General features: G+C 71.6%; 15 protein-coding genes. 6 read left to right on the top strand and 9 right to left on the bottom strand.

Annotation, left to right across the window (positions count from 1 at the left end; genetic code table 11):
* Positions 1-740 (bottom strand): ABC transporter ATP-binding protein (locus GCL84_RS10850; RefSeq protein ID WP_156755292.1); only part of this gene is annotated, 740 nt, incomplete at its 3' end.
* 352 nt (positions 741-1,092) lie between these two features.
* Between GCL84_RS10850 and GCL84_RS10845 the strand changes: the two genes are divergently transcribed.
* From GCL84_RS10845 to GCL84_RS10820, 6 genes are all read left to right on the top strand, one after another.
* Entirely contained in the window at positions 1,093-2,337 is a 1,245-nt protein-coding gene (locus GCL84_RS10845) for an ABC transporter substrate-binding protein (protein WP_235926145.1), read from the top strand.
* A gap of 82 nt (positions 2,338-2,419) precedes the next feature.
* The gene (locus GCL84_RS10840) at positions 2,420-3,391 is read left to right on the top strand and encodes a carbohydrate ABC transporter permease (protein ID WP_156755290.1); all 972 of its coding nucleotides are present in this window, start codon (positions 2,420-2,422) and stop codon (positions 3,389-3,391) included.
* A complete protein-coding gene (locus GCL84_RS10835; protein WP_156755289.1) occupies positions 3,388-4,272 on the top strand; it encodes a carbohydrate ABC transporter permease in 885 nt (294 codons plus the stop codon). Before GCL84_RS10840 ends, GCL84_RS10835 begins: the two co-directional genes overlap by 4 nt.
* Positions 4,273-4,574: 302 nt before the next feature.
* Positions 4,575-5,522 (top strand): choice-of-anchor P family protein, encoded by a 948-nt coding sequence (locus tag GCL84_RS10830; RefSeq protein ID WP_156755288.1) that lies wholly within the window; start codon positions 4,575-4,577, stop codon positions 5,520-5,522.
* A 188-nt stretch (positions 5,523-5,710) separates the two neighbouring features.
* On the top strand, positions 5,711-9,118 hold the full coding sequence (locus GCL84_RS10825) for an alpha-amylase family glycosyl hydrolase (protein ID WP_197523158.1): 3,408 nt from the start codon (positions 5,711-5,713) through the stop codon (positions 9,116-9,118).
* 95 nt (positions 9,119-9,213) lie between these two features.
* A complete protein-coding gene (locus tag GCL84_RS10820; protein WP_156755287.1) occupies positions 9,214-9,564 on the top strand; it encodes an STAS domain-containing protein in 351 nt (116 codons plus the stop codon).
* An 81-nt stretch (positions 9,565-9,645) separates the two neighbouring features.
* Here GCL84_RS10820 and GCL84_RS29205 read toward each other — a convergent pair whose 3' ends face one another.
* The 8 genes from GCL84_RS29205 to GCL84_RS10780 form a co-directional block, all read right to left on the bottom strand.
* Positions 9,646-11,532, bottom strand: coding sequence for a serine/threonine-protein kinase (locus GCL84_RS29205; RefSeq protein ID WP_235926144.1), 1,887 nt, complete (start codon positions 11,530-11,532; stop codon positions 9,646-9,648).
* A gap of 187 nt (positions 11,533-11,719) precedes the next feature.
* Positions 11,720-12,370, bottom strand: coding sequence for an HAD family hydrolase (locus GCL84_RS10810; RefSeq protein ID WP_156755286.1), 651 nt, complete (start codon positions 12,368-12,370; stop codon positions 11,720-11,722).
* A gap of 46 nt (positions 12,371-12,416) precedes the next feature.
* Entirely contained in the window at positions 12,417-13,244 is an 828-nt protein-coding gene (locus GCL84_RS10805; protein ID WP_235926143.1) for a spermidine synthase, read from the bottom strand.
* A gap of 99 nt (positions 13,245-13,343) precedes the next feature.
* Positions 13,344-14,333, bottom strand: coding sequence for a zinc-dependent alcohol dehydrogenase family protein (locus tag GCL84_RS10800; RefSeq protein WP_156755285.1), 990 nt, complete (start codon positions 14,331-14,333; stop codon positions 13,344-13,346).
* Entirely contained in the window at positions 14,330-15,193 is an 864-nt protein-coding gene (locus GCL84_RS10795) for a carbohydrate ABC transporter permease (RefSeq protein ID WP_156755284.1), read from the bottom strand. Before GCL84_RS10795 ends, GCL84_RS10800 begins: the two co-directional genes overlap by 4 nt.
* A complete protein-coding gene (locus tag GCL84_RS10790; protein ID WP_156755283.1) occupies positions 15,190-16,152 on the bottom strand; it encodes a carbohydrate ABC transporter permease in 963 nt (320 codons plus the stop codon). Before GCL84_RS10790 ends, GCL84_RS10795 begins: the two co-directional genes overlap by 4 nt.
* A 22-nt stretch (positions 16,153-16,174) precedes the next feature.
* On the bottom strand, positions 16,175-17,521 hold the full coding sequence (locus GCL84_RS10785; RefSeq protein WP_156755282.1) for an ABC transporter substrate-binding protein: 1,347 nt from the start codon (positions 17,519-17,521) through the stop codon (positions 16,175-16,177).
* Between the two features lie 97 nt (positions 17,522-17,618).
* Positions 17,619-18,380, bottom strand: coding sequence for a DeoR/GlpR family DNA-binding transcription regulator (locus GCL84_RS10780; RefSeq protein WP_156755281.1), 762 nt, complete (start codon positions 18,378-18,380; stop codon positions 17,619-17,621).
* Positions 18,381-18,414: the final 34 nt, after the last annotated feature.

Raw genomic sequence — 18,414 nt, 5'->3', positions numbered from 1 at the left:
ACCTCGACGAGGTTCATCGCGGGCGAGCCGATGAACCCCGCCACGAACGCGTTCGCAGGCCGGTCATACAACGCCCGCGGCGTGTCACACTGCTGCAACAACCCATCCTTGAGCACCGCCACCCGATGCCCCATCGTCATCGCCTCAACCTGATCATGCGTCACATAAATCGTCGTCGTACCCAACCGACGCTGCAACGCAGCGATGTTCGCCCGCGTCTCCACCCGCAACTTCGCATCCAAATTCGACAACGGCTCATCCATCAAGAACACCGCCGGATCCCGCACGATCGCCCGCCCCATCGCCACCCGCTGCCGCTGCCCACCGGAAAGCGCCTTCGGCTTGCGCTCCAAGAACTTCTCCAGATCCAGCAGCCGCGCCGCCTCCAGCACCTTCGCCGCGATCTCCACCTTCGGCAACCCCTGCAACTTCAACGCGAAACCCATGTTCTGAGCAACAGTCATGTGCGGATACAACGCATACGACTGGAACACCATCGCGATATCCCGCCCCTTCGGCGGCACATTCGTCACATCCCGCTCACCAATACGGATCGTGCCCTCGTTGACATCCTCCAACCCAGCGAGCATCCGCAACGCGGTCGACTTACCCGACCCGGACGGACCAACCAGCACGAGAAACTCCCCGTCGGCAACCTCAAGGTCGAGCCCGTCGACCGCGCGCACCGGCGGGTTCCCCGGGTAGATCCTGGACGCCGACTCGTAGCGGACCTCGGCCATGTCGGTTGTTCCTCCGTGCTCGGCGATGGGCGGCCCGGGGCGGGCGCGGTGGCGGCGGCGACCCCGGGATTGGCCCAATATGCCGGACGGCGCACAGCCGCACCAGGGACTTGCAACGTTTTCCGCAAAAGCATGTCGGGTCTGCGGTCGATTCAGTCTCGAAACGGTAACGACGATCCGAAGCCAGTTCCCTTGTCGGCCACATGCGGGAACAGTCCGCTTAACACTGAGCAGGGCTGGGCGTGGAGTACGCCCCCATGCGGTCCTGTCTCGACACACTTATGGAGGCGTCGTGGTAACGCAAGGTCGCGTCTTACGCGGTGCCGCGCTCGCGGCCGCCCTTGTCTTGGGCGTGAGCGCGTGCGGTTCGTCGGACTCCGGTTCGCCCGACGGCGGGGCGGGGAACACCCCCGCCGCGCTGGAGGGCGTCGGCCCCATCAGCTTCGTGACGGGCAAGGACCTGTCGGGCAACCTGCAGAACCAGATCGATGAGTGGAACAAGAGCCACCCCGATCAGCAGGCGACCCTCATCGAGCTGCCCGAGGACGCCGACGCGCAGCGCCAGCAGTTCGTGCAGAACGCGCAGACGCAGTCCGACGCGTACACGGTGCTCAACCTGGACGTGATCTGGACCGCCGAGTTCGCGGCGAACCAGTGGGTGGAGCAGCTCCCCGAGTCGGAGTTCCCGCTCGACAAGCTGCTGCCCACCACCGTGGAGACGGCCAAGTACTTCGACAAGCTCTACGGCGTGCCGGTCGACTCCGACGGCGGCCTGCTCTACTACCGCAAGGACCTGCTCGACGCGGCGGGCCTCACGCCGCCGACGACGTGGGCCGAGCTCACCGACGCCTGCGGCAAGATCCAGCCCACCAACCCGGGCCTGCAGTGCTACGCCGGTCAGTTCGAGAAGTACGAGGGCCTGACGGTCAACTTCTCCGAGGCGGTCAACTCCGCGGGCGGCGTGGTCGTCGGCGAGGACGGCAAGCCCAACGTCAACACCCCCGAGGCCAAGAAGGGCCTGGACTTCCTGGTCGAGGGCGTCAAGTCGGGCCAGATCCCGGCCGCGGCCCGCACCTACAAGGAAGAGGAGGGCCGCCGCGCCTTCCAGGCCGGTGAGCTGCTGTTCCACCGCCAGTGGCCGTACCAGTACGCCAAGGCCAGCGCCACCGACGGCTCGTCGCAGGTGGCGGGCAAGTTCGCCGTCGCCCCGCTGCCCGGCCTCGACGGCCCCGGCGCCTCGACCCTGGGCGGGCACAACTACGCGGTGTCGAAGTTCGCCAAGAACAAGAAGTCCGCGGTCGACTTCATCAAGTTCCTGGTCGGCGAGGACCAGCAGCGGGCCAACCTGGAGAAGACCTCCAAGGCCCCGACCTGGGCCGCGCTCTACGACGACCCGGCCCTGGTGGAGAAGTTCCCCTACCTGGTCGAGCTGAAGAAGAGCATCGAGAAGGCGGAGAAGCGCCCCGCGGTGGTCAAGTACCAGGAGGTGTCCACGGCCATCCAGTCGGCCGTGTACGACGCCATGGGCGGGACCACGAGCAGCGAGGACGCGCTGAAGAGCCTCCAGGGCAAGCTCGAGGAGCTGACCAAGCAGTAGTTCGGCCGAACGGGGCCCCGGCGAAGCAGGCCGGGGCCCCGTTCCCGTCCCCGCACTTCCCGCACGACCGCTGGAGACAGCCATGTCCACAACCACAGAGGCCCCGCCGACACCCTCGCCGCCACCGCCCAGGCAGAGCCGCAGGGCGGGCGCGGGCAGGCTCGCCGCCGCGCTGGTCACGCCCACCATGCTGGTGCTGGCGCTGGTGGTCGCCTACCCGGTCCTGGCGGCCTTCCGGCTCGCCTTCTACCAGAAGAAGGACGGCATCGACCCGGAGACGGGTCTGCTGGAGCAGGGCGAGACGTTCGTCGGCCTGGAGAACTTCACCGACATGCTCGTCGGGGACGCGGGCGACCGCTTCCGCAACGCGCTGTTCAACACCACCTCGTTCACCGTCGTCGCGGTCTCGATCGAGGTCGTGCTCGGTGTGCTGATGGCGCTGGTGATGCACCGGGCGTTCAAGGGCAGGGCGCTGGTGCGGGCCGCCATCCTGGTGCCGTGGGCGGTGCCGACCGCGATCGCCGGTCTGCTGTGGCGCTGGATCTTCCAGGCCGACGGCGTGGTGAACAAGGTGCTGGACCTGGAGACGCCGATCCTGTGGACGACCGACGGCTTCCAGGCCTGGGTCGCGGTGGTCATCGCCGACACGTGGAAGACCGCGCCGTTCATCGGGCTGCTGGTGCTGGCCGGGCTGCAGGTCATCTCGAACGAGGTCTACGAGGCGGCCAAGCTCGACGGGGCCTCGCCGTGGAAGACCTTCTGGGCGATCACGCTGCCGCTGGTGAAGCCGACGCTGCTGGTGGCGGTGCTGTTCCGCATCCTCGACACGCTGCGCATGTTCGACCTGCCGTTCACCCTGATCGGTCCGGGCAAGGACGCCACGGACACGATCACCGTCATCGCCTACGAGGAGGCGGTGAAGTTCGGCAAGTACGGGCCCGCCTCGGCGTACTCGGTGTTCCTGTTCCTCTACGTCGCGGTCGTGGCGTTCGTGTTCGTCAAGCTGCTCGGCGCCGACGTGCTGGGCACCCGCGCGGGGAAGAAGGGCCGATGAGCACCACACTGGACCCCACACCGCAGGAGGTCTCCACGTCGCCCGCCGCGGCCAAGGACCGGGCCTGGTGGTGGTGGCTGCCCTACGCGGGCATCGGGCTGATCGTGCTGTACTGCCTGTCGCCGTTCTACTGGATGCTGGTGTCGAGCCTGCGCCGCACCAACGACATCTTCGCCGACTCGCCGGTCCCGACCCCGTTCTCGATCGAGAACTACACCGCGGCGTTCGCCGACAACAACGGCTTCCTGCGGGCGCTGCTGAACAGCTTCCTGGTCGCCGGGATCACCACGGTGCTGGTGCTGCTGATCGGCACGCTGACCGCCTACGCGCTGGCGCGGCTGGACTTCCGGGGCAAGAACGTGGTGCTGGGCATCGTGATGATCACCTCGATGTTCCCCACCATCTCGCTGCTGGTGCCGCTGCTGGAGCTGTTCAGCTCGATCGGCTGGATCAACACCTACCAGGCGATGATCGTGCCCAGCATGAGCTTCGCGCTGCCGCTGGCGGTGTGGAACCTGACGACGTTCTTCCGGCAGATGCCCACGGAGCTGGAGGAGGCGGCGCAGATCGACGGCTGCACCCCGGCGCAGGCGTTCCGCAAGGTGATCCTGCCGCTGGCCGCGCCCGGCGTGTTCACCACCGCGATCATCACGTTCATCGCGGCCTGGAACGAGTTCATCATCGCGCTGTCGGTGGTCAACGAGAAGGGGCTCAAGACCGCACCGGTCATCATCAGCCAGTTCACCGGCGAGTACGGCCGGGACACCCCCTTCGGCGCGCAGATGGCCGCGGGCGTGATCGTGACCATCCCGCTGGTGATCCTGGTGCTGCTGTTCCAGCGCCGGATCGTCGCGGGCCTCACCGCGGGCGGCGTGAAGTAGATCAGGGCTTTATCTGTCGAGGCGGCGGGGGCGTTACAGCCCCGCCGCCTCGAACTTTTTCCAGGACAGTGATATGCGACACGTCGCACCCGGTGTCGGCGCCGAAACCACGCGTGCTGTTCGAAGGATGTCCACTCGGGTCTATCCCGATAGGCGGAATTGTGGACTCCGGACGGGCTCCTGTTGCGTCATACCGCATCCACGCCGGAAAAGGTCACGGTTTGAAACTTGCCGGGGGCGCGGGCGTACCGCCATTCTGACGCACACCCACCCCCATTCGGTCCCCAGCTTGGAGAAACACCGTGCACCGTTCCCGTGCGCTCGCGCTCGCCTGCACCATCGCGGGCTCCGCTGCCCTGACCGCGCTCACCGCGCCGCTCGCGGTCGCCGAGGGCGGTCCGAAGGGCAGTGCCTTCGCCCTGTCGATCCAGGCCCAGGGCCTCGGCGTCGCACAGGTGCAGCTCGGCCCCGTCCCCCAGGCGACCTACCCGGCGGGCGGCGACAAGTCGCTGGTCAAGGCGGATCTGGACAAGCTCGGCGTGCACGCCAAGGTGATCAACGCCGAGTCCACCCTCACCGGTGGTGTCCTGACCAGCGCGGCGAGCATCGCCGACGTGGACCTGATGGGCATCCTCAAGGCGGAGGTCGTCAGCGCCACCTGCACCACCGAGGGCGGCAAGACCACCGGCAAGTCCACGCTGGCCGGGGTCACCCTGCTCGGGCACAAGATCGACGTCGCCGCGCGCGGCAAGATCAACGTCGCGGACCTGGCCACGGTGGTCCTGGACGAGCAGGTCACCGCCGAGGACGGCACCCTGACCGTGAACGCGCTGCGGGTGTCCTTCCTCGGCGGCAAGCTCAAGCAGCTCGGCGCGGGCGAGATCATCCTCTCCCAGGCCACCTGCTCGGGGGGCACCGGCAACGGCGGAGGGGGCGGCGACGACGACACCAACCCGACCACGACGCCCACCACCACCAAGGGCGACACCCCGGACACCGACGGCCCGGGCGACACCCCGGACAGCACGGACACCCCGTCGTCCACCGACCCGTCGACGACCACCGCCCCCGGCGACGGCAGCGGCGCCCCGACCACCAGCACCCCCGCCATCACCCCGGTCGCCAATGACGGCGACCTGGCCTCCACCGGCGCCAGCGGCATCCTGCCGATGACCCTGGGCGGCGTGGCGCTGCTCGGCGCGGGCGCGGGCGCGTTCTGGTACTCGCGCCGCAAGCGCACCACCGCGTAACACGCGCGCAGCAGACCCGGCGGGCCGTCCCTGACACCAGGGGCGGCCCGCCGCCGTCCTGGCGGGCGCCTGCCCGCCGCGCGTGGGAAAGCAGGGGTCGAGAGCGCCCGAACGGGTCTATCCCGCACCGCGGCTCCCGTGGTTTCGTGCGTTTCGCCCACCTGCGGGCGCGCGACAGGGAGGTCGGCATGGGTCCTCGGGGCGTTCTCGCCATGGCCGCGGCGGTGGCGCTGCTGCCGGTCACGGTGCTCGGCGCGACGGCGCAGCCGCCCGCGGGGCCGGGGCCGGGGCTGGCGGTGGCGTCGGTGGTCGACACCGCGCCCGGGGTGGGCAGGCACGACCGGCGGCTGGCAGGCGACGCGCTGCGCGCGGACCTGCGCGGCGAGCGGTTCTACTTCGTCATGCCCGACCGGTTCGCCAACGGCGACCCGCGCAACGACCGGGGCGGCACGAACGACCCCGACCGGCTCAAGACCGGGTACGACCCGGCGGACAAGAGCTTTTACCACGGCGGCGACCTGGCCGGCCTGCGGTCCAAACTGGACTACCTGGACGGCATGGGCATCACCGCGCTGTGGATGACGCCCATGTTCGCCAACCAGTGGGTGCAGGGCAGCGGCGCGGACACCTCAGCCGGCTACCACGGCTACTGGACCACCGACTTCACCCGGCTCGACCCGCACTTCGGGACCACGGCCGACATGCGGGCCCTCATCCGCGACGCGCACCGGCGCGGCATCAAGGTCTTCTTCGACATCGTCGCCAACCACACCGCCGACATCATCGAGTACACCGAGGGCTCCAGCGACTACATCTCCACCGGCGCCTCGCCCTACCTCGACGCGCGGGGCGACGTCGTCGACATCAAGGCGGCGGCGGGCAGGCCCGGCTTCCCCGAGCTCGACCCGGCGAAGTCCTTCCCGTACACCCCGGTCGTGCGGCCCGGGTCGCCGAAGAAGGTGCCGGACTGGCTCAACGACCCCGCGCTCTACCACAACCGGGGCGACTCGACGTTCAGCGGCGAGTCCACCGAGTACGGCGACTTCTCCGGCCTCGACGACCTGATGACCGAGAACCCGGTGGTCGTCGAGGGCATGAAGCGGATCTTCACCCACTGGATCGACACCCTCGGCATCGACGGCTACCGGGTCGACACCGTCAAGCACGTCAACATGGAGTTCTGGCAAGCGCTCGCACCGCACGTGCGGGCGTACGCGAAGAGCAGGGGCAAGCGGGACTTCTTCGTCTTCGGCGAGGTCTACGACTCCTCCGCCGCCAACACCTCCCGGTACACCACCGAGGGCCGCATGCAGGCCACACTGGACTTCCCGTTCCAGAGCGGCGCGCTGGACTTCCTGTCCGGCAAGGGCTCGGCCCGGCTGGCCGAGGTCCTGACCGACGACGACCGCTACACCGACGCCGACTCCAACGCCTCCTCGCTGCCGACCTTCCTCGGCAACCACGACATGGGCCGGATGGCCTGGATGCTGCGCGCGGCGGGCATCCCCGAGCGGGAGCTGCTCGACCGGCTCAAGCTCGGCAACGCGCTGATGTACCTGTGGCGCGGCAACCCCGTCGTCTACTACGGCGACGAGCAGGGGTTCGCGGGCGGCGGCGGGGACAAGCTCGCCCGCCAGTCGATGTTCGGCAGCACGACGCCGGAGTTCGCGGGCGAACGGCTCATCGGCGGCGACCGCACCGGGGCCGTGGACAACTTCAACACCGCCCACCCCCTCTACCGGCAGCTCGCCGAGCTGGCGCGGTTCGTCGACCGGGACCGGGTGTGGGCCGAGGGCAACCAGACCCTGCGCCACAGCCAGGGCGACGTGATCGCGTTCAGCCGCTCGACCGAGAACGACCAGCGCGAGCACCTGGTCGTCGCCAACTCGGGCGCCGCCGCGGCGACGGTCGAGATCCCGGCGTCCTCCCGCGCCTACCGCACCGAGTTCCCCCAGGCGGGGCCCGGTCCCGTCGCCGCCGACGGCGAGGTGCGGGTGACCATCCCGCCGATGTCGGTGCTCTCGTTCGTCGCGCTGGACAGGGCCAAGGCGGCGAAGCCGACCCCGACCCTGGTCGCGCCCGCCGTCGGGACCGTGCTCGACGGCCGGGTGGAGGTCCGCGCCGACGGCATCACCTCGCCGTTCGCCCAGGCCACCTTCGCCGCGAGGGTGGCGGGCAACCGGGACTGGACGGTGCTGGGGACCGACGACGCCGCGCCCTACCGGGTGTTCGCCGACATCGCCGCGCTGCCCGGCGCGGCGGTGGGCGGGGAGGTCGAGCTGCGGGTGGTCGCCAAGGACGCCGTGGGCAGGCTGGGGGCCGATGGCGCGACGCTGGTGCTGGGGGCCGCGCCGCCCGCGGGGCCGGGGGTGGGGCAGAGCCCGGAGTGGCTGGTGGTGCACTACGCGCGGCCCGCGGGCGACTTCGACGGCTGGGGCCTGCACGTGTGGGGCGACGTGGCGTCGCCGACCGACTGGGCGGCGCCGCTGCCGTTCGCCGGGGAGACGGCGTTCGGGCGGTTCGCGTGGGTCAAGCTCAAGCCGGGGGCCCGGCAGGTCGGGCTGATCACGCACAAGGGCGAGGAGAAGGACGGCGGCGACCGGCTCGTCGACCCGGCCGCGACCCCGCAGGTGTGGCTCAGGCAGGGCGCGGCCGAGCAGTTCGGCTCGGAGGTGGCGGCGACCGGGCAGGCCGTCGTGCACGTCGCCCCGGGCACGCCGGGCACGGCCGTCCGCGCGAACGGGCAGGACTACCCGCTGTCGGGCAGTGACGACTTCGGGTCGTTCGCCGTCGTGCCGACGACGGCGGTGCCGCTGGACTTCACGGTGGTGGGCGGGGTGTCGGGCAGGCTGACCTCCGGGTCGGCGTGGGTCTCCGGCGACGGTGTCTTCGCCAGCCGCGCGGCGGCGGAGAACCGGGCCGTCATCCACTACCACCGGCCGGACGGCGACTACGCGGACTGGACGCTCTACCACTGGACCGGGTCGTTGGAGCCCAGCCCGGGCTGGACGCGGTCGCGGCCACCGGACGGCGCCGACGGGTTCGGCGTGGTGTGGTCGGTGCCGCTGGCCCCGGGCGCGACCGGGCTGAGCAACATCATCCACCGGGGCGACGCCAAGGACCCCGGCCCCGACCAGTTCCTCGACGTCGCGGGCACCGGACACGAGGTGTGGTTCGTGTCCGGGTCGGCGCGCTCCGACGGGACCGCCTCGTTCGTGCTGCCGCCGTCGACCGCCCCGGCCGCCGACGCCGACCTGTCCCAGGCCACGGCCGCCTGGGTCGACCGGGACACCCTGGTCTGGGACATCCCGGCCGTGGCAACCGACGGCTACCAGGTCCGCTACGACCCGGCGGGCGGCATCGCGGTCGTCGACGGCCAGGTCCAGGGCGGCAAGGTGCTGCGGCTGGCGCCGTCCGGGGTGCTCGGCGGCGACCTCGCGGCCCGGTTCCCACACCTGGCGGGCAGGCAGACCTTCACCGTGCGGACCGCCGACGCCCCGCGCGTCGACGACGCGCGGGGCGCCCAGCAGGCCGCAGTCCACCTCGACTCCAGCGGGTCCCTGCGGCACGCCACCGGGGTCCGGGTCGCGTCATAAGCCTGGCCGGAGTCGCCCGAAGGGGGTCTGACCTGCGGTTTGCGTAGTATGCGCGCACTCCGGGTACGTGCGTGGTGACCAACGTAGGGAGTGACATGGTGATCACGGACTCGCCGCTGACTATCACGCACCACGCGAGCACTGACGGGCAACGGATCGCGCTGTCCGGGGATCTGGACTACACCAACTCCCCCGACCTCGACACACTGCTGCGCGACCTGGAACTGCGCGCGGGTGACACGCTCACCCTCGACCTGGGCAACCTCGTGTTCTGCGACTCCACCGGCCTGTCCACGCTGATCTCCGCGCAGCGCACGGCCGCGTCGGCGGGCGCCGCGCTGACCGTCTCGACCATCGACGTCAAGCTGGCCAGGGTCATGGAGATCACCGGGGTCGACCACCTCTTCGGGATCACCGAGGAAACGGTGCGGACCGAGGCGGTCTAGGTCGTGTTTCGAAAGCCGCTGTCCGCGATAGCCGCGCCGGGGTGGTCCCGACTCTCATCGAATGGACTTCCGAAACACGACCTAGCGCTTGGCGGGCTCGATCTCCTTGGCGGCGTGCAGTGAGCCGCCGTACCAGGTGAGGGCCGCGCGCAGATCCGCGACGTCGCGCTTGCGCCTGCGGCCGCCGCGCCACGGGGCGACCTGGGCTGCCCTGGCGGGCTTGCGGCCGCCGCCGTCCCGGGTCGTCCAGACGAGGAGCCAGGGGCTGCCGCCCCGGCCCACCTCGACCCGCGCGATCTCGCGCCAGTCGTAGCGCTCCCGGCGGCCCGGGCGGCGGACCGCGATGCCGCGCTCGTCGACCTCGATGACCGTCTTGGGCCGCAGGCCGCCCCACAGGCCCGCCAAGCCGATCATCCCGAACACGACCGCGAGCGCCAGCACCGGCCCCTGCACGCTGGGGTGCCTGCCGCCGTACGCGCTCACCGCCGTCGCCAGGCAGATCACGGCGCCCAGCGAACCGACCAGCCCCCACCAGAGCGCGCGCAACCGCCCGCTGCGGAACTCCCGGCGCCGGGGCGGCACCCCGCGCCGCCACCCCTCGCCCCGGCCGACCTCGGCGGCCACCACGGGCACCGCGTTCGACACCGCGCCGCGCCCCTGCTCGGGCCTGTCCTCCCCGGCGGGCTTGTCCACCCACCGCCGGACCGCGTCGACGACCTCGCCCAGCGCACCCGCCTTCGCGACGGGCACAGCCACCGCGGCACTCTCTGACGGACCGACGACCGGCACCTGGCCCGACACGGCCGCAGCCCCGGTCACCCCGCCGCCTGCCACCCCCGAAGGCGCGCCACCGCGTCCGCGCCCGACCCCCCAAGCCCTGGCGACTTCCTCCGCCCGCTCCACGTCCCGACGCCGCTCTTCCTCGTCGACCGGTGGCGAGACGGCGCCGAACGGGCCCGAACCAGGATCGTCCCGCCCGGGGGTCCCCCGGTTCTCACCGTCGCCGGGAATGGCGCTGGTCGTGCGATCGGTCGTCCACAGGCCCGGGTCGGCAGGCGGGGCCGAGTCCGCGACGCCGGTGTGCTGGCGGGTGCCGGGGCGGGGCACGGGGGCGAGCATCCGGGTTCGGTGCTCCTCGACGAACTCGCGGACGGGCCCGGGAAGCCAGTCGGCGTGCTCGGGGTGGCCGATCTCGTCGAGCAGGTCGTCGGGGGTGGGGCGCAGCTCGGGGCGCGGGTTGAGGCAGCGCGAGGCCACCGCGCGCAGGCGCGTGGGCATGCCCTCCAGGTCGGGCTGGCCGTGCACGATCCGGTAGAGGGTCGCCGCGAGGCCGGTGTCGCCGAAGGGGCCGCGGCCGGTCGCGGCGTTGACCAGGACCGAGCCGAGGGCGAACACGTCGCTGGGCGTGCCGACCGCGCCGCCCTCGATCTGCTCCGGGGACAGGAAGCCGGGGGTGCCCACGACCAGGCCGGTGCCGGTCAGGTCGGCGGCGGCGCCGCGCACGCCCTTGGCGATGCCGAAGTCGATGACGCGGGGGCCGTCCGAGGCGAGCAGCACGTTGGACGGCTTGAGGTCGCGGTGCAGCAGCCCGGCGGCGTGGATGGCGGCCAGCGCCTCGGCCAGGCCCGCGGCCAAGCGCAGCACGGCGGCCTCGGGCAGCGCGCCGTGCCGGTCGATGGCGTCGGCCAGGGTCGGGCCGGGCACGTACTCGGTGGCCAGCCACGGGCGCGGGGCCGAGGGGTCGGCGTCGACGACGGCGGCGGTCCAGAAGCCGCCGACGGCCCGGGCGGCGGAGATCTCCTGCCGGAAGCGGTCGCGGAACTCGGGGTCGCCCGCGAGCTCGGCGCGCACCACCTTGAGCGCGACCGGCCGCCCACCCGGCGACGTCGCCAGGTAGACCGTGCCCATCGCGCCCTGGCCGAGCCTGGACCGAACCGCGTAAGCGCCGACCCGTTCCGGGTCTCCCACCTGTACCGGATGCACGTGCTCCCCCTCCCGACCTACGCCAGCGAGGCTACCTACTGGCTGCCCGGAACGTGAGCGGCACTCCCGGCGGATCGTGGTGGAGCAGGTGGTGAACACCGCGCGAACCGCCCTCGGGGCCGTGGCCCGGCAGTGGCGCGGTCCCGCAGGCGCGGGGGCTCGTCCGGGCGGCTCAGCCCCGGCCGAACGGGCTGGTGTCCAGGTCGGCGACCAGCTCGATCACCGACGGGTAGACCGCCTCCGCGCCCGCCGCGGTCAGCTCGGACTCGGCGGTGCCGCCGGTGAGCAGGCCGACCGAGCGCAGGCCGAGCTTGGTGGCGGCGTGGAAGTCCCAGACGGAGTCGCCCAGCGCCACGCCGCCGGTGGCGCCGACCTTGGCCAGGGCGACCTGGAGCAGGTCGGGGGCGGGCTTGGTGTCGTCGACGTCGTCGGAGGTGGTGTGCGGGTAGGCCGAGGCGTCGAGCAGGGTCAGGAAGTGGTCGACGTGCTTGGGGTTGCCGGAGGTGGCGAGCACGATCCGGTAGCCGCGCTCCTCGAGCGTCTCCAGGAGCCGCTGGGTGCCGTCGAAGGGGCGCACCTCGTCGATGACGGCGTCGAACTCCGCCTCCCACGCCGAGCGGACCTCGTCGCCGAACGCGCGCTCGAAGTCCATCCCGGCCACCGCGGGCACCAACTTGTCACCGCCCATGCCGATCGCGCGGTGCAGCCGCCACACCGGCACCGTCCTGCCGTGCTTGCGGAAAGCCCGGTGCCAGGCGATGGCGTGGTGGTAGTTGGTGTCGACGAGGGTGCCGTCGACGTCGAGGACAGCCGTCTGCTCCATGCACGCGGGTGCCCGGCGGGCGGGCGCTCAAACGCCCGCGCGGGTCTCAGGCGAACAGGCCTGGTGGCGGCTGCGGGCCGCCGACCTGGTCGCCGTCGAGGATGGGCGCGCCGCGCCACTGGTCGATGTCCGCCGCGTCGACCACCCTGGCCGGGAACGGCGCGCCCGCCGCCCGACCGGCCAGGCCGGCGGTGGGCAGCGGGGCGGCGGAGGCGGCCAGGACCAGGTTGGCGAAGCGGCGGCCGCGCAGCACCGCGGGCTCGCCGACGAGGACGACGTGGTCGAAGACCTCGGCGAGGGTGCCCACGACCCGGCGGGCGAAGGGCAGGCCGGGCCCGTCGGTGACGTTGAGCGCGCACACCCCGCCCGGGCGCAGCACCCCGGCGACGTCCTCGACGGCGGACACGGTGATCATCCCGGCGGGCACCGCCGCCCGCTCGAACGCGTCGAGCACCACCACGTCGCGGCTGGCCGGGGCCGCCGCGCGCAGCGCCTGCCTGCCGTCGGCCACCTCGACCTCGACACCGGGCAGCGCGCGCAGGCCGAACAGCTCGTCCACCACGGAGACCAGCAGGTCGTCGGCGTCGACGACGCGCTGCGCCGAGCCGGGCCGGGTGGCCGCGACGTAGCGGGCGAGGGTGCCCGCGCCGCCACCGACGTGCAGCACGTCCAGCGGGCCGGGGCGCAGCAGGTCGAGCACGTCGCCGATCCGCCGCGTGTAGTCGAACTCGAGGTGGGTGGGGTCGTCGAGGTCGAGGTAGGACTGGGCCACCCCACCGACCGACAGCAGCCACCCGTTGTCGCGGTCGATGTCCTGCTGCACCTCCAGGACCCCGAACCGGACCTCGTACCGCCCTGGGCGCACGCCGCTCACCCGCACAGCAGACCACACGGCGAGAGCGCCCGCGCCCGCCCTCCGCCGCGGAGTGGGACCGGCGGGGCCCGGCGGACTATGGCCGGGCCCCGCCGGGGGTCAGCAGAGGACCTGGATCTTGCGGCCGACGCCGTTGCGGAACTTGTCCAGGGCCTCGGCGTAGTCCGCCAGGGGCATGCGGTCGGAGATGAAGACGTCCGGGTCCAGGACGCCGGTGGCGAACAGGTCGGCGGCTCGTTCGTAGGAGTGCAGGACGGCCATCGAGCCGGTGATCGTGATCTCCTGGTTGTAGATCTTGTAGGGCTCGATGGTGACCCGGGCCGAGTAGTCCGACACCCCGAACTGGAGGAAGGTGCCGCCGGGGGCGACCCGGCCCAGACCGTCCTGGATGGCCTTTTCGTTGCCGGTGGCGTCGATGACCAGGTCCCAGCCGCGGGGGTTGTCGAGTTCGTCGGCGGTGTGGGCGGTGTTGGTGACGCCCAGCCGCACGGCGGTCTTGAGGCGCTCGTCGTTGAGGTCGAGGACGTCGATGGACGAGGCGCCGGTGAGCTTGCCGAGCTGGAGCATCATCAGGCCCATGGTGCCGGAGCCGTAGATCAGGACCCGGCTGGCCATCTTGGCGCGCAGCACGTCGTAGCCGCGCACGGCGCAGGACAGCGGCTCGATCAGGGCCGCGTCCTCGGTGCGCACGTGGTCGGGGAGCTTGACGCAGTTGGCGACCGGGGCCACCGCGTACTCGGCCGCCCCGCCCGGCTTGGACACGCCGATGGCGTTCCAGCGCTCGCACAGGTTGTTGCGGCCGTCGCGGCACATGCGGCACTCGTGGCAGTACAGCGACGGGTCGACGGCCACCCGGTCGCCCACGCGCAGCTCGGTGACCTCGGAGCCGGTCTCGGCGACCACGCCCGCGAACTCGTGGCCGGGCACGATCGGCAGCGTGGGCGCGAACTCGCCCTGGAGGATGTGCAGGTCGGTGCCGCAGATGCCGCAGGCGGCCACGTCGACGACGACGTCGCGACGGCCCGGGGTGGGGTCGGGCACGTCGGTGACCTCCACCGAGCCGATCCCGGTGATGACAGCGGCCTTCATTTCACAGCTCCCAGCGAGAGGCCCTGGACCAGCTTGTCCTGGGCGGCGAACCCGGCGATGAGCACCGGGAGGGACACGACCACGGCCGCGGCGCACACCTTGGCCAGGAACAGGCCCTGGCTGGTGACGAAGCCGGTGAGGTACACCGGCGCGGTGCCCGCGACCACCCCGGTGAGCACCCGGGCGAACAGCAGCTCGTTCCAGCTGAAGATGAAGCAGATCAGCGCGGTGGCGGCGATGCCGGGCATGGCGATCGGCGCCACCACCCGCCGCAGCGTGGTGATCAGCCCGGCGCCGTCGATGGCCGCGGCCTCCAGGATCTCCCTGGGGACCTCGGCGAGGAACGAGCGCATCAGCCAGACCGCGATGGGCAGGTTCATCGAGGTGTAGAGCAGCGTCAGGAAGGAGATGTTGTCGAGCATGCCGCTGAACTGCGCCACCAGGTAGATCGGCAGCAGCCCGGCCACGACCGGCAGCATCTTGGTGGACAGGAAGAAGAACAGGACGTCGGTCCACCTCTCCACCGGTTTGATGCTCAGCGCGTACGCCGCGGGGATGGCCAGCAGCAGCACGATGACGGTCGAGCCGATGCTCGCGCTGAACGAGTTGACCAGCGGCGGCCACGGGCCCGCGCCGCCGATGCCGCCGAAGAAGTCGGCGTAGCCGTCCAGGGTCAGCGGCGCGAGCAGCGACGGCGGGTTGGTGGCGGCGTCGGGCTCGCTGTGCAGCGAGGTCAGCACCATCCACAGCACCGGGGCGGCGAAGACCAGCGCGCTGGCCCAGGCGATCACGCCCCAGGGCCGCCACGCCCTCCTGGTCGGGTTGGCCCGCGCGGCGGGCTCAGCGGTCGTGGTGCTCATCGGCCCTCCTCGGCCTTGAACAGCGACGACACCGTGCGCAGCGCGAACGTCGCAATGATGATCGAGCCGACGACCACGACGACACCGGCCGCGGAGGCCCGGCCGTAGTCCTGGGCCTTGTAGAAGGTCTGGTAGATCTGGTACGGCAGGTTCGCCGCCTCGAGCGAGGCCCCGGTGATGGTGAACACGGCGTCGAAGTTCTGCACGATGTAGATCGACCCGAGCAGCCCGCCCAGCTCCAGGTACCGCCGCAGGTGCGGGAAGGTCAGGTGGCGGAACACCTGGAACCCGGTCGCGCCGTCGATCGCGGCGGCCTCGACCACGTCCATCGGCCGCGACTGCAGCCCGGCCAGCAGGATCAGCATCATGAACGGCGTCCACTGCCACACCAGCGAGACGATGACCGCCGTCAGCGGCATGTCGCTGATCCACTCCGGCTGCGGGGCGTCGAACCCGAACACCCCGCCCAGCCAGGTGAGCCCGCCGTTGAGCAGGCCGAACTCGGGGTTGAACAGCGCGTGCTTCCACAGCAGCGCCGCCGCGACCGGCACGACCAGGAACGGCGCGATGAGCATGGTGCGCACCGCGCCGCGGCCGAAGAACCTCTGGTCCAGCAGCAGGGCCAGCCCCAGGCCGAGCACGAGGCTGACCACGACCACCACGGCCGTGAGCACGACCGTGTTGACCACCGAGTCGCGCAGCGCCGGGTCGGAGAAGACCGCGGCGTAGTTGTCCAGCCCCGCGAAGCCGCGGTCGTCCGGGTCCGACAGGTTCCACCGCAGGAACGAGATGCCCAGCGTGGCCAGGAACGGCAACTGGGTGACGATGATCGTGAAGATCAGCGCGGGCAGCAGCGGCGCCCGCCGCGCCCAGCGGGCGGCCCGGTCCAGGCCCGGGCCGGACCGCCCCGTCGACGACGCGCCCGCGCGGGTGGGCGGTGGTGCGGTCTCGAGCGCCATGTCGCTCCCCTCTCCCGGTCGGCTACTTGCGGTACTTCTCGGCGACCTTCTCGGCCAGGCCCTGGCTCTCCTCGAGCGCCTCGTCGACGGTCTTGCCGCCCGCGATGGCGGCGCTGACCCGCTGCGAGACCTGGGTGCCCAGGTCGGTGAACTCCGGGATGCCGACGAACTGGATGCCCGGCGCCGGGCGCCGCTGGACGCCGGGGTCGTCGGGCTTGGCGCCCTTGATCGCCTCCTCGACCGACTTGGCGAACGAGCCGCCCTTGGCCAGGTAGTCCGGGTTGGCGTAGGTGGAGGAGCGCTTGCCGTCGGGCACCTTCGCCCAGCCCTGGGTGTCGCCGACGAGCTCCTCGTAGCCCTTGCCCGAGGCCCAGGAGATGAACTTCCAGGCCGCGTCCTGCTTCCGCGACGCCTTCTGCACGCCGAACGCCCAGGTGTAGAGCCACTGCGAGGCCTCGGTCCGCACCGTCGGGGCCTGGGCGTAGCCCAGCTTGCCCTTGACCGGGGAGCCGTCGGCCTCGAGCTGGCCCGCGGCCGAGGTGGCGTCGTACCACATGGCGACCTTGGACTGGGTCATCGAGTTGAGGCACTCGGCGAAGCCGGACTGCGCGGCGCCGGGCTGGCCGTGCTCGCGCACGAGGTCGACGTAGAAGTTCGTGGCCTCCTTGAACTCCGGGGAGTTCAGCCGGGCCTGCCAGTCCTCGGTGAACCAGGTGCCGCCGAAGGTGTTGACCACGGTGGTCAGCGGGGCCATCAGCTCGCCCCAGCCGGGCAGGCCGCGCAGGCAGATGCCCTTCATCCCCGCCTCGGCGCCGTCGACCCGGGCGGCGATGTCGGCGACCTGCTGCCAGGTCGGCTTGGCGGGCATCCGCACGCCCTTGGCCTCCAGGACGTCCTTGCGGTACATCAGCATCGAGGCCTCGCCGTAGAACGGCTCGGCGTAGATCTTGCCGTCCTCGGCCTTGAGCGACTCGGCGATGGGCGGCAGGATGTCGGCCTGGTCGAAGGCGGGGTCGCCCTCGACGTAGTCGTCCAGCGGCGCCAGCCACTGGTTCTTGGCGTAGATCGGCGTCTCGTAGTTGGAGATGGTGGCGACGTCGTACTGGCCGGACTGGCTGGAGAAGTCCTGGCTGATCTTGTCCCGGACGTCGTTCTCCGGCAGCACGGTGAAGTTGACCGTGATCCCGGTGTCCCTGGTGAAGTTGTCCGCGGTCAGCTTCTGCAGGTCCACCATCTGCGGGTTGTTGACCATCAGGACGTTGATCGACTGGGCGTCGTCGGACGACCCGCCGCCCCCGGCGCCGCTGCACGCGGCCGCTGTGAGACCGGCCGCCGCGACAGCGGCGGCGAACCGCAGGTGAGACCTCATCGGCTTCCCTTCCTCCCGGCCGAGCACGGCCGTCCTCCACCGTGGCCACCGCTGGGGTTCGCGGTGCCCATGGACAGTTGTGGTCGTCGCGGTGGGCCTAGGTGCGCAGCACCTTCGGGCCCAGGGCCGCGTAGCGGTGCGCCTCGGCGGCGGGCAGCCCCGAGTCGGTCACGATCGTCTCGAAGTCGGGGACGCCGGCGAACCGGCTGAAGCTGGCCACCCCGAACTTGGTGTGCACCCCGACGAACACCCGGCGCCTGGCGACCTTGACCGCCTGCGCCTTGACCGCGCCGACCACCGGGTCGGGGGTGGTCAGGCCGTGCTCGCGGGAGATGCCGTTGGCCCCGATGTAGGCCAGGTCGATCACCATCTCACCGAGCATGGCCACCGCCCAGTGCTCGACGGTGGCCAGCGTCCGCCCACGCACCCGGCCGCCGAGCATGAGCACGGTGGTCAGCGGGGAGGTCGACAGGCTGGCGGCGGTGGGCAGCGACGCGGTGATGACGGTGAGCGGGCGGTCGGTGGGCAGCGCCTCGGCGACCAACTGCGGGGTGAACCCCTCGTCGACGAAGATCGTCTCGGCGTCATCGGCGCGCTCGGCCGCCACCTGGGCGATCCGCCGCTTCTCGGCGACCTTGGACACCGCCCGCGAGGCCAGACCGGTCTCGAACCCGGCGCTCTCCACCGGCAGCGCGCCGCCGTGCGTGCGGCGCACCAGGCCGTGCTCGTGCAGCAGCCGCAGGTCGCGGCGCACGGTCTCGGGGGCGACGGCGAACTCCGCCGCCATGTCCATGACCTCGACCCGGCCGTCGGTGCGGGCCCTGGCCAGGATGCGGCGCTTGCGCTCTTCGGCTTGCACGTCACCTCCCGCCGCTGGGACCGACCAGCCGAGT

The organism is Actinokineospora pegani, assembly GCF_009745975.1.
GTDB classification, from domain to species: Bacteria; Actinomycetota; Actinomycetes; order Mycobacteriales; family Pseudonocardiaceae; genus Actinokineospora; species Actinokineospora pegani.
Note: the sequence above shows the minus strand (reverse complement) of the source record. Positions and strands in the feature narration are given on the sequence as shown.